This window comes from Leisingera sp. JC11, assembly GCF_040704725.1.
Lineage (GTDB): Bacteria > Pseudomonadota > Alphaproteobacteria > Rhodobacterales > Rhodobacteraceae > Leisingera.
In genome coordinates this window covers 1-12,894 of sequence record NZ_JBFCVS010000014.1, presented here as the reverse complement: position 1 = coordinate 12,894, position 12,894 = coordinate 1, and the positions used below count along the sequence as shown (strand labels likewise).

4 protein-coding genes and 1 tRNA gene are annotated in these 12,894 nt (G+C 56.5%); 3 read left to right on the top strand and 2 right to left on the bottom strand.

Annotated elements, in window-relative coordinates; all coding sequences use genetic code 11:
• The first annotated feature begins 122 nt into the window (after positions 1 to 122).
• Complete coding sequence (locus tag AB1A62_RS15490; protein WP_366662356.1) at positions 123 to 605, top strand: GNAT family N-acetyltransferase; 483 nt, start codon at positions 123 to 125, stop codon at positions 603 to 605.
• Positions 606 to 640: 35 nt separating this feature from the next.
• Positions 641 to 717, top strand: a tRNA-Arg gene (locus tag AB1A62_RS15485).
• Positions 718 to 933: 216 nt separating this feature from the next.
• On the opposite strand, the gene AB1A62_RS15480 is transcribed toward AB1A62_RS15485, so the two are convergent.
• Entirely contained in the window at positions 934 to 1,629 is a 696-nt protein-coding gene (locus tag AB1A62_RS15480) for an SOS response-associated peptidase (RefSeq protein ID WP_366662355.1), read from the bottom strand.
• A 149-nt stretch (positions 1,630 to 1,778) separates the two neighbouring features.
• Here AB1A62_RS15480 and AB1A62_RS15475 point away from each other — a divergent pair, with 149 nt between their 5' ends.
• Entirely contained in the window at positions 1,779 to 2,024 is a 246-nt protein-coding gene (locus AB1A62_RS15475; RefSeq protein WP_366662354.1) for a hypothetical protein, read from the top strand.
• Between the two features lie 573 nt (positions 2,025 to 2,597).
• On the opposite strand, the gene AB1A62_RS15470 is transcribed toward AB1A62_RS15475, so the two are convergent.
• Positions 2,598 to 12,293 (bottom strand): DUF4214 domain-containing protein, encoded by a 9,696-nt coding sequence (locus AB1A62_RS15470; RefSeq protein ID WP_366662353.1) that lies wholly within the window; start codon positions 12,291 to 12,293, stop codon positions 2,598 to 2,600.
• Between the last annotated feature and the right edge of the window lie 601 nt (positions 12,294 to 12,894).

Below are 12,894 nucleotides of genomic sequence, written 5' to 3'. Positions count from 1 at the left end.
AGACCGCGCGGCCGGCGGCGGCGCAGCGCCTGAGTGATTGCCATCCGCCGCTGCTCGGGCCAAAGTCCGGGCAAGGCGGCCGCCCAGTAGCGGACCGCAGCCAGCTTGAACGGACCCCGACGATGACAGCCGCAGACTTCGACATCACCGCCGCCCGCCCCTCCGATCCGGAGGCCGCCGACCTGATCCGCCGCCACCTGTCGCAGATGGCAGCGCAATCGCCCGAGGAAAGCTGCCACGCCATGGGCATCAGCGGGCTGGAGGGGCCGGAAGTGCAATTCTTCCTGCTGCGCCGGGACGGCCAGGCGCTGGCCATGGGCGCGCTCAAGGACCTCGGCGCAGGCTCCCGCGAGCTGAAGTCGATGCACACCCTGGCTGAGGCCCGCGGCAGCGGCGCAGGCCGCGCCATGCTGGCCTTCCTGCTCGGCCTTGCCCGCCGCGAACAGGCCGCCGCGATCTACCTCGAGACCGGCTCCACCGAGGATTTCCTGGCCTCGCGCAGGCTCTATGAATCCTTCGGCTTTGTCCCCTGCCCGCCGTTTGCGGATTATGCCGAGGACCCCTGGTCGGTCTTTATGCGCCTGGACTTGCGCGCCGCGGCTTGACCCCCGGCTGCAGCCTGTCATAACTGGCGCCAAGCGGTCCCTTAGCTCAACTGGATAGAGCAGCTGACTTCTAATCAGCAGGTTGAGGGTTCGAGTCCTTCAGGGATCGCCAGTAAAATCAGATAGTTACCAAGTCTTTCAGTTAGCTGAAATCTCGGCGGGTTTCACCTGGGTTACAAACACGCTGCAGATATGTTCCTTTTCCGGATTATGACGTGAATACTTGGGGTAATCTTGCCCCAGTTGCTCACTGCTCATTGATTTTAATGTCAAAGAACGTTGTGGCTAGCAGATCAGAGTGCAGTACGGTTGGAGCGCTCCAGCCATATCAGACAGCCAAGCCGTATGGCTCGATTAGTTCCGGCCCGTCATCATCGCGGCCAAATGGCCGTACCTGATGGTGTTTGATCCGCCCCTGCCAATCGGAGCCGTAGTCCGCAGCTACTACATCGTCATAGTCGGCTTTTTGAAGCCAAGAAAGAGCTCTCCCTGGAGAGAGAATGACTGGCATACGGGGGTGCAGGTGCTTGATCTCTCTGATCGCCGGGCGGGTCAGGATTGTGCAACTTCGCGAACCGCTTGGCAGGCATGCATAGAGACCAGCGAAGAACATGACCGGAATATTGCGCTCAACCGTGACATACCAAGGTTGCTTCTTGCCCTTAGGGCCGGTCCATTCGTAATAGGCCAGGGCGGGAATAACACAACGATGCTCCCGCCACGCCGTGCGGAAGGCGGGTTTCTCATGCGCTGTTTCGATCTTGGTATTGAAGGTGGTAGCTTTCCAATCCTTTGCCGCACCCCTATGCCAGTGGAGAACCAGCCACCACCTCGCGCCTAAACTGACGGGTGCACCCTCCTGATCTATGACCATCTGCACCTGCTGAGTGGGTTTGATGTTGTACCCTGCCTCCGGCGCTGGCAGGAGAATTCCCTCAGGCAGAGATTTCCCGTAGAGGAAATGCTCCATGATTGCCAGCATCTGGCGTTGGGTAAGATGCCCTGCTGCAAAGCGTCCGCACATGGCTTCACTTTCCCTCAGATCAATTGAGCTGACAGTATAGCGCCAAATGAACTGATAGCGACAAATGGCCTGCCCGTCCTGTCAGGTCGTCACCTTGGCACAGGAACATAGCGGGAACATCGTGGTTGGCTTCATCTATGGAGGCACCAATGAGCCAAAGGACCAAGCGTGGCTTTTTCAAGAAAGAAGAAGCCCTGGAGAAACTCTGGGCTGGGCGCAGGGGCGCAACTCAGGTTCAGACTGACGCAAGGATCAATTCATCTGAATATCGTGCTGCAGGTCGTGTCATGGAGGCCATTGACGATCTTGCTGAGGCACTCACAGGTGATCCCCGGTATTTTCATTTGAACCCAGCACCGGCACCAATCTCCGAAGGTCAGTCGAAATGCCCATGATCTGAGCCCACACCGGACTTTTGGCAAGGTCCTGCGCTTCGCTTGTGCGGCATCTCGAACTGGCCTAAGAAGAGCTCTTCGCCAGTGTTGCATATCGCAGACGGCCCTATGCTGCCTTTCAATGCTCGGCTACGGCGAGACCCGCCAACGAGACTTTCCGGCCGTTCGCTACGGGTGCGAAGGGCTCGACACAGGGTGGCCGCCTCAGGCCCGACGGGCGGAAGGGCATCCCGGGCTCGCTACGGAAGCGGACATTCAGCCGAGTTTCCAACAGAAAATGTTGCCAAGTTCGACGAAATTGGCAAGAAAAACAAGAGACAAGGAACTACAAGCATCCCCCAAGTGCGAAACACAACAAATTATGGATTCGGACGCCTGGTCGATCTGAAGATGTCTGATCTTGTCTCGTCCGCAGAGCACCCGGATTGCTTGCGAATGAACCCAGGTTGTTTGCCACCAGCCCGCATTCATCGGGCTTAACCCGGACTAAGTGCGACCAGGCCTGGAGCCAGTTGTCTAAAACTTCAAAGGCCTTCGGCCCAGCGAAAGCCATTCGCCGAGCCGAGGCAGTCGTCAAACAAGAATGATGTCATCCTGTAGGGCTGCAATCGTAGTGTTTTGGACGGTCAACGTGTCGCCGTTCCCGAAATCAAACACCACATCAGCGCCGCTTTCAGTAGCAAAGGAAAGTAGTTCGGACTGGCTGCCGAACCCCATTTCGCTCAAGTCAAGGACATCGGTGCCCAGCTGGAAATCGGTTATAAGGTCCTGGTCGTAGCCAGTTTTGTAGATGAACGTATCCGTGCCGCTGCCGCCTTCGAGCAGGTCAGCACCAGTTTCCCCCTGCAGCACGTCGTTTCCGTTACCACCGCGCAGCGTGTCATCACCCTCACGGCCGTAGAGGCGGTCATTGTCGTTCCCCCCCTCAAGGCGGTCATTGCCAGCTTCTCCGTCCAGGGTATCCTGACCGTCTCTGCCATAAAGTATGTTGGCCGAAGCATCACCTCTCAGGGTGTCGCCAAAACCCGAACCCAGCAGCCTTTCAATTGACGTCAGCGTATCACCTTCTGCGTCACCTCCGGTACCAACGCCGAGTGTCAGGTTGACGTCGACCGCTGCATCCGAGCTCTCGTAGCTGGCGAGATCCAGCCCATCGCCGCCATCCAGAACATCGGCACTGCTGCCACCTTCCAGGACGTCGTCGCCATCATTGCCATAGAGGATATCGCCTGCAGATTGGCCCAGCAGCGTGTCGCGGCCGCTTCCGCCGTGCAGCTCGTCTGATTTGTTGCCCCCTTCCAGGCTGTCGTCACCATCTCCTCCGCTCAAGTAATCTTCACCGTCGTCGCCAAAGAGCGTGTCGTTACCACCGCCCCCGTACACGGTATCGTCGCCGCCCCATGCGCGCAGCGAGTCCGCACCGTCCTGGCCGGACAGAATGTTGAAGCTGGTGTCGCCTATCAGCGTGTCTGCAAAATCCGAACCTTGGGCACCCTCAATGCCAACATAGGTGTCATTTGCTGCCTCTCCGCTGTTTTGGGACAGATCAGCCAGATTGACCCGCACACCCGCCGCGGCATGTTTGTAGGACGCCATATCCACGCCGTCGCCACCCACCAGCAAGTCAGCGCTACTGCCTCCCTCCAAAGTGTCGTCTCCTGCTCCGCCATAGAGTGAATCGCCGCCGGCTCTTCCATAAAGCCAGTCATCGCCGGCCATTCCGTTCAGACTATTGCTGCTGTCGTCACCGCGCAAAGTGTCGCCGTAGGCCGAACCGGACAAGTTTTCGATGGAAACAAAAGTATCTCCCAGTGCTTCTTCGGTATTAGCCGATGCGTCCGCCAGATCGGCTAGCACACCCGTGGATGCGTCCCAATAAGCGGCTTCATCGTTTCCATTTCCGCCTCTCAACTCATCTGCGCCGGTTCCGCCAAGCAAAGTATCATCGCCGTTGGCGCCCAATAGCAAATCGCGGTTAGCGCCGCCACGGATCGTGTCCGAGCCGCCTTCTCCATTCAAAGTATCGTCACCGGAATGGCCACTAAGTTCATCGTCGCCTTGACCGCCGGAAACAATGTCATCTCCTGTGCCGCCGCTCAGATCGTCAGCGTTCGAGCCTCCATAGATTTCGTCGTTCCCGTCGTCACCATAGACAGTATCGCCGAGCGGGTTTTCACTATGATCATCTGCAAAGAACTGGTCATCACCGTCACCCAGGTGGACCGTGTCACTGCCTAGACCGCCCCAAACGCGGTCGTTGCCGCTTCCTCCGTGAATACTGTCATTACCATCACCGCCTACTAGGTAATCGTGACCATCTTCACCTCTGAGAGTGTCGTTCCCGGCGCCTCCATCCAGAACATTGTCAATGGTATTGCCAGTAAGGATGTCGTGGTGGCTTGAGCCAGAGAGGTTTTCGATCTCCGTAATCGTATCGCCTTGAGCATGGCCACCTGAGGCAGCACCTGTGGTCAGATTGACCGACACTGCACTGTCTGAACTAGCATAGGAAGCGGTGTCGAGAATACCTGCGCCACCATTCAGAGCATCGGCTCCTGCACCGCCTTCAAGGTAGTCGCGCCCCAAATCGCCGTTCAACGTGTCATTGCCAGTGCCGCCGAAAAGAAAATCGTCATCGTCTCCGCCAGACAGGGAGTCATTACCAGCATCCCCATGGAGCGTGTCATAGCCTTCGTGCCCCTGAAGCGTGTCCTCTCCGTCGCCGCCGTTCAGCAGATCAAGTCCCATTTGGCCGTCCAGGCTGTCATCGCCCAGATCTCCATAGAGGGTATCACCCCCAGCACCACCGGTCAGAGTATCCGCTCCATCACCGCCTTCCAGCCAGTCGAAACCGTCTTCGCCTAGGAGGCTGTCGTCGCCATCGCCGCCTTCTGCGTAATCATCACCTGTAAAGCCATAAATGGTGTCGTTTCCTTCCTGCCCGATCAGGACGTCGTCACCTGTATCACCGTACAATTCGTCGTTGCCGGATCCAGCAACGACCAGGTCCGCGCCATATCCTGCGTAGAGAGTATCGTCGCCGCCAAGCCCATACATCGTGTCGGCTCCCGCACCCCCATGCACAGTGTCGGCACCATTGCCGCCAACAATGGAATCCGCACCCTGTCCGCCGCGGATCAGAGTACCCTGGTCATTTCCGGATAGAGTATCGTTGCCGCTCCAGCCTGCCAGTTCGTTACTTTGATAGTACGTATTGGCCCCGCGGATGTACTGCCGGTCATTGTAGCTCTGGTGAGTATAGAAATCACTGTCGCCCATTGAGCTGTCAGGGTTACTGCGAACATAGTCATCGCTGGTTTCCTCGTCTTCTTCCGTGTCAAGAGACCAGACAAGACTTCCGTCTGTCAGCCGCACCTCCTCGATGTCCACAAGATCAATGACCATCTTGCCATCAGAGGTGTCGTAGTCCGTGATCTGCCACTGATTGCCGCCCACATGCCGCAAGTTTGCTCCATCTTGTTCATCCAGAACCAGCACATCTTTGCCCTTGCCGCCATAAAGCACGCTCCAGCCGAAGTGGTGCAGCCCGCCGTATTGTGCGGACGTTTCCAAACGGAAGGTGTCATCCCCGTTCCCGCCGATCAGGGTGTCATCATCACGCCAGAAGATGAGAATGTCGTCTCCATCCCCGCCATTCAGCTGGTCGTCGCCGAGACCGCTCCTGATTGTGTCATTGCCGTCGCCGCCTTGGATCCAGTCGTCGCCATCGTGCCCTGACAGCCAGTCATCCCCGCTGCCACCAAGAATTTGGTCGTCGCCGATGCCTCCCCAGGCCGAGTCGTTGCCGCTGCCGCCGCTCAGATAATCATCCGAATTTTGCCCATCAAGCTGGTCGTGGCCGGTTCCCCCGTAGATAAGATCACCTCCATCCCCGCCGAGAACTGAGTCGTCCCCTTCATCACCAGTAATGAAGTCCTGCCCAACGCCACCCTCAAGCGTGTCGTTTCCGTCCCCGCCTGAAATTTTCAAGTTATAAGAAGAGCTTGCGCCTGTGATGCTGTCGGCACCTTCGCCGCCGAACACGACTTCGGCATTGTGGTTTTGCATTGACACAGTCACTGGGGTTTCACCAACGATCCTTAGTGTATCGACCCCGTCGCCACCGTCTACAAAGCCAGATTCAAGATCGTCCGCATCCACAAAGAGAACATCGTTCCCACCGTGCCCCCTGACATCATCGGCACCGGCGTCTCCAGACAGGAAATCATCGTTGTTCCCGCCCCAGACACTGTCATTGCCTTCACCGCCTTCGATCTGCACTTTACGGGAATGACCGCTCGCATCGAGCTTGTTACTCCGGCTATCGCCAAAGGCCCCGTCAAGAGCCTCTGTATCCAAGTCCACGAACGCAGATTGGGTGTCGTCCAACTGCAGGTACCGGTTGATTTGCGAGGCTTTTGCCCCTGCGGTCAGGTGCTCGGGGCTGCGCGCTGCCATGAGTGCAAATTCCCCCCGGCTCAGATCGCCGGCCTCCAAATATCCTTTCCACTTTGCAAGTTCGGCGTTGCTGGGCTCGCGGCTGAAAGCATTCCGGAATATGAGACGAACAAAGTCGCCTTCACTCAGTAAGGACAAGTTTGCCTGCTCATCCGGGTTCAGGTCCGCAGTTCTATTGACCAGCCGTTCAGCCAGGTCCAGCAGCGTCTCATCGCCATCAAGCGTGCGTTTTGCTGTAAGCTCCAAAGCAATGTCGATCAGGTTGATGTCAAACAGGACATCCACCAGGCTCTCGACCACAGACCATATGTAGGCTTTGTCAATGAAGCGCTCGGCCTGCGCGGGCTGCAAATGCACATCGAAGTTGTTGGAGGACATATGCCCGTTGCCGACAACTTTGTGCTCCGAACTTTCTGACAGGTTTGATGCCAGCTGCGCCCTCGTGGCACTGCCTGATTTCATAGCATTCAGCGCACTGTCATACTCGTCCAGGCTGGCGCCTCTTCCGTTTGTGTTGATGTAGAGCTGATCGATGAAACCTGCGTCTGAAACATCCGGGTAGCGGGCCGTAAATTCATCTGACTGGATCAGCTCATCAGCAAGCCCCTGAATATCCAGTTCCCCGTTGCTGACATGCGCGGCAAGCAGTTCATATTCGAAACTGTCGAGATCGCGATCAAACACCGTGTCGTAGAGGCGCTCCGCTTCCGCGTAGATCCGCTCCTTCGAGCCCGCGTCAAGCCGGAACTCGAAGGTGCTCGTCGTGTCATCGACCGTGCGCTCCAGTTGCCAGGTTTCGATACCCGAACCATCGACCCGATGGGAACTTGTGAAACTCAGGTCGTCGCTCGTATAGACGGTCTCATAGGACCCGTTCCCGATTGGCGAACGGTCGATGGAAAAGCTGGTGTCATCCGTAACGATTGTCTGGACCAATTCGTCTGCGGAAACAGTGGTGGTACGCGTGTTTGCAATTTCCCCTTCAGCGTAGAAGGATTTTTCTACCGTGGTCAGCCGCCCATCCGCACCAACGGTCTTTGTGAACTCCACATCGTTGTTGCCGTCTCCGTCATAGTCCAGGGTCTCATCGATGTGGCGCCCATCTGCGCTGAGTTCACGGACCATCGTGGACTTGGTGCTGCCGTCGGCGTAGCTGGAATCGTGCCGGACAGTCTGACTGCCGTCACTCTTCAGAGTTCTGGTGATCAGGGCGGTGGCATCTATACTGCCATCGCCGTCTGTATCAGTCTCAATGGTTTGGGTAAGCCCGTCAGCGGAAGTTGTGGAGGTTTCGGAATAACTTACTTTGGGAGCATAGGAATCCACTGCTCCATGGATTTCCGTGACGGTGGAAATCCGGTTTCCGCTGTCATCAAAACTGGTTTGAGAAGATCGCTGAATTTCCGTCTCACCGTCGCCATCCAAGTCAAACTGGTAATTCGAGCTCATCCCGTTTGCAGCTTCACTGCCGGTAATAATAGCAGTGGCGCTGCCAGTGCCGTTCAGGTCCCGGTAAGTGGATGTCACGGTCCGGTCCTGGTCGATTTCCACCGTCAGATCGCGGTCTACCTTGGCATCGCCGTTTTGGTCGACCTGAACTGTGCGGGTCCACCCGTCTGCGCTTTGGGAACTCGTAACCCTGTGGACCAGAGTCCCGTTGTTAGAAAAGTGCTTATTGCTTTGCTCCCAGGCACCATCAGCTTGGGTCGTCAGATCGCTGGTGACGTTGCTGCTGCCGTTTCCGGTCAGATCGGTTGCCACGGTGCGGGTCAAGCCATTGCCCGATGTCGTCTCAACGGTGCCGGACAGAATGTTACCTGTGCCATCGGTCGTCGTGGCCGTTTGCACCACATCGCCGTCAGCCTCAAAAACGGTAGTAGTGTCCGTTTCGAACTCGTTGACCCCATCTCCGTCGATATCCGCGTTCCAAGACGTGCTCAAACCATCACCGCTCACGGTTGAAACCGTTCTCGCCAGCAATGTGCTGGATCCGTCCCAGTAATTGGTGGTTTCTGTCCGGCTGCCATTATCAGCAAGCGTCGTCTCAGATATTATCACTAGTTCATCGGTGTCATCGCCATCACGGTCGAAACGGGCAGTTGTTCTGAGGCCATCGTCAGTCCTCGTGAAGGAGCTGGTGGCGATCCGCACGCCATTTTCATCGAAGAACTCATTATCCTGAATCCAGGTCCCGTTGTTTGCGATAGTGGACGTGGAAACACTGTCATCCTTCTCATTGCCATCGGCATCAGTAGTGACAGTAACGATTTGCTTGTCAGCGCTGGTCTCAGTCTTAGAGAAATACAGTTTTGAGCCATCTGCAGCCGTCTGCGTAACGGAGACTGTCTCATTGCCAGACCTGCTCAGCTCAAATTTTTCGACAGTGGTCAGGTCATTATCACCGTCGTTGTCCCAATCCTCGTGTGTGGTCGTCGTCCAGCCATCCGCGGAAGTATCAACAACCGTACGGCTGTATCCTGTATCATCTTCAGCTTTTTCAACAATGGTCCTCGTAGTGGACCCGTCAGCGTTGAGCACTGAGCTGTCGATGGTTTTCCTCTCATACACACCATTGCCATCAGCGTCATATTTTGTCGAACCACTCAGGCCGGTGTCGGTGCGCCAATGGAGAACTTCGCTTTGTAGTGTCCCATCTTCATTGAACGCACTCTCGGTGACAATCACGCGCCCATCATCGCCAATCACCCGATGAACATGCTGATCATCGCTGCCATCACCGTTGATATCTGTGGCTTCCAGCACATCCCGCCCATCGTCACTCGTGGTCGTCACCACGCGGGAGCGCAATACTGCGCTGCCCCCGGTCACGTCATGCACTTCAGCAGTGACCGTCGTGCTGCCATCTGCAAGAATAGCCGTTTCAGATGTTTCTGTCAGATCGTAGGACCCATCCCCGTCCTGATCGGACCTGACTACTGTCTTCAAACCATCGGCGTCGACCTCGGTTTGTAATTGATTGAGCATGGTGCCGTCAGACGCCGTCTGCTGAGTTGTCGTGACCGTCTGTCCGGTTGCCAGGAAGCCAGTGGTTGTCTTGACCACTCTTTCAAACACGCCATCGCCGTCCGCGTCTGTCTTGACAATTGTTTCCCGGCCATTCGCACTGATTTCCTCGGTGGCCTGGCTACGCAAACTGCCATCTGAATTTGAAACTGTGGCCTCTGTAGAGCGCCTGCCATCGGAAAAAAGAGTTGTCTCCTCTTCTCTTAGGCTTTCAATGATGCCGTCGCCATTGATGTCAGTTGATACCGAACTGACTAGTCCGTCAGCTGAGACGGTCGTTTCCGTTTCCGACGCCAGCGAACCATTGTTATTGAAACTCTGATCCTCAACTGTGACAGCTCCAGAGGTATCTTCTGAACGGATAACGATCCGGTCATAACTCCCACCCTGCTGAGTGCCCCCGTCATAATCGTATTTCGTAGTGGTTGTCCGGCGGTCGGAGCTCTCGATGGTGACAGTTGACGACAACAGGGTCCCGTTGGTTTCGTCAATGCCGTCCAGATCGGCATCCCCGTCACCCGCGAAACGCTGCACTCGGTGCTTGGTGCCACCTGTTTCAAGAGTTTCCAGTTCTTCTACGGTTTTGTAGTCAGTGGACCCATCCCCATCCAGGTCTTTCCAGGTCCGGCTGAGCAGACCACTGCTGACAGTTTCCGTCTTAACTTGGCGCAGCTTGGTGCCGTCCGCACTCCTGGTCTCAATGACACGTTCCACTTTACCGTCGGCCAGAATATCCGTGTCATCCGAGAGTTTCCGGTCGGCATTCCCGTCCCCGTCCAGATCGGTCAGGACATCTGTATGAAGCCCGTCTTCACTTGTGGTCGTATGGCTGTAGGCGCTGTACGAGCCATCCGCGTTCCTATCCCATGTTTCGGTGATGCGGTCTTGCGTCGTCTCATCAACATATACATTGCGGACCCACTCATTTCCCGTGAAGCTGCCGTCCCGGTCGCCATCGACCAAAGTCCTGGAAGTAATCTTGTCTTCTTCCAACACAGTTTTTTCAAGATGACGCAACGACCCGTCGCCGTTATACGTGGATACGGTCTGGATCCGGGTTCCGCTGCCGTTGACCGTGGTGTCATCAACCACTTTGGTTTCATAGCTGCCGTCCCCATCCCTGTCGGTCTCTGTGACTACATTCATCGTGTCATCCGACTGGGTCTGCCGCTGGCGGGAAATCAGGCCGCCATTGCCGTCAAAGCTTTCGGACAGCGAAACCGTGCTGCCGTCCGCATTCGCTGTAATGTCACTGACAGTCTTGCGGTCGACGGCGCCGTCCCCGTCCAGATCGGTTCGCGTTTCACGATGGCGTTCATCTGCACTGACATCCACGGTGACTGAGCTGGCCAGCGTGCCCGGAGCCAAGGGGTTTCCGGGATTGTAGTCGCCGTTTCCGGTCAGCCAGGTTTCAGTCCGGCTGCCGTTCGCATGCTCAACAATGTCATGATACTCCACCGCATCAAGATCGCCATCACCATCCAGATCAGCCCGGTCCAGCCTGGTCTGGCCATCCGCCCAGATCACGTTCGTATTGGACTGCAGAACCGAACCATCCTTTGACAGGTTGGAAACGGTGATAGTCTGCCCGCCGCCCGCGCCAATCACCCGCTCTTCACGCTGATCGAACCAGCCGCCGCCCGTGCTGTCACGATCAATAACCGTGTGATCTCCGTCAGCGCTTCGCGTGGTCCGGGTGTGGTTTTCAAACACACCCTCATCAACGCTGGCGCCGGAATAATTGCGCACATCCTCGACCCGGCTGCCATCCGGTTCGGTGGACCTAGTGATAACCTGCACCCGGTCCACAATGCCGTCGCCGTCATCGTCATAGCTGTTATCGGTCTGCGAACCGTCCGCCGCCACAACCGAAGTCATCTCGAAGACAATCGAGCCATCCGCGTTATAGGCCGTCTGCACCAGTGTCCGGGTGCCGCTGGCATCGGTGCTGTCCTGCGTGACCTCCACCCGGTAGCTCATTGCGTCACCGGCCAGCGTGACATCGCCGACGGTCCCCGTACTGCCGTCATCGCGGGTGAAGGTTGTCTGCCCGGTGATCACCGAGCCGTCCGGCAGCTCGATCCGTGTGGTGTCCGCCACCACATCAATCGACGTCACCCCGGCCTCGGTCAGCGTTCGCACCTCGGTGGAACCATCGTCCAAAGTGACCATCACTTTGAATTTGCTGAAGTAGGACACGCCGTTTTCATCCAGGTCGCTGGCGTCAAAGACCCCGTCGTCATTGGTATCGAAGTAGGAGGCCAATGCCTCGATATCGCTTGCCGCAGACGGGTCCCATTCGGTGAAGATATACTGCCAGTCTTCCTGGATCTCATTCCAGTCCTCGGGATCATAGAACAGAACCCCGTTCCCGGCAGCCGCCCAAGCGGTGCGGTTCTCCAGCCCGTCGCCGTTGCTGTCAAAGAAGATCTGGGATTGGGAGAGCTCGGTGATTTCGATGTTCTCGGTTTCAAGGGCGAGCAGAATGGGATTTCTGACACCGCCCCGGCCTCTTCCAAATCCGTCTCCATACCCCTCTGAGTGCGCCCCTCCAGATCCGGTTTCGCCTACCCCCTGGGCTCCTCCGACAGGGTTTGGATTCCCTGTTACACTGACGCCATCTATCCCGGTGGAAATCCGGCTTATTTCACCTGTCTCCTCATTGACACTGTAAACGCCAAGACTCGTTATTGAATCTCGCTCAATTGCGTTGTTGATGTCGTTGACTATCGCTTCAATTTGAGCCCTCTCATATGCCTCACGTGCAACCTCAATCTGACGACTCATTCTATCCAAAGTTGCGGCGTGTGGATGCGCCGGTACGGGACGCCCGATTGGGACACCGACAGCATAAGGAGCAGGATTGGGGATACTCCCATCGGAAGGAACACCTAGTTGTAAAGAATGATAGCTTATCGGATTTTGAACTAAAGACTCAGGAAAACGATATCTGTGCTCGGGGATTACAGAGTACGGTGTGTTTTCAACGACAGGTGCAAGATCAGGAAGTGGTTCAGTGAGCGCTGGAGGGGTTCTCTGTATATTCAGCTGAGGGTCGGTGGTTGGCGCGGGTAGGCTTGGATAGGCTGTGCCAACTGGTTCCGGTGAGAGTGAAGGCGCAACATCATCTGCGAATGGAACCATTGATTGCGTCGGCTCCATTGTCAAAGCATGTATACCCACTAAATCGCTGTTAAAATCCGTTACAACGTCCAGATTCAAGTCTGGCGTAGTGATTGCCGATACTTTTGCAGACCCCAAGGGGAGTGTCCTGAAGTCTGTGTATTTGGCCCGGCCCATGCGGTTTCAAATACTCAAGCGTCGAAGCGCTCGCCGAACATTATGGCGAACTGATTGCGGGCCGCAAACCATTCCCGGACGTTCCGGC

Excerpts from the sequence above, each read along its gene's own strand:
- AB1A62_RS15475 (WP_366662354.1), top strand. The coding sequence starts at position 1,779 with ATGAGCCAAAGGACCAAGCGTGGCTTTTTCAAGAAAGAAGAAGCCCTG.
- AB1A62_RS15480 (WP_366662355.1), bottom strand. The coding sequence starts at position 1,629 with ATGTGCGGACGCTTTGCAGCAGGGCATCTTACCCAACGCCAGATGCTG.
- AB1A62_RS15470 (WP_366662353.1), bottom strand. The coding sequence starts at position 12,293 with ATGAGTCGTCAGATTGAGGTTGCACGTGAGGCATATGAGAGGGCTCAA.
- AB1A62_RS15490 (WP_366662356.1), top strand. The coding sequence starts at position 123 with ATGACAGCCGCAGACTTCGACATCACCGCCGCCCGCCCCTCCGATCCG.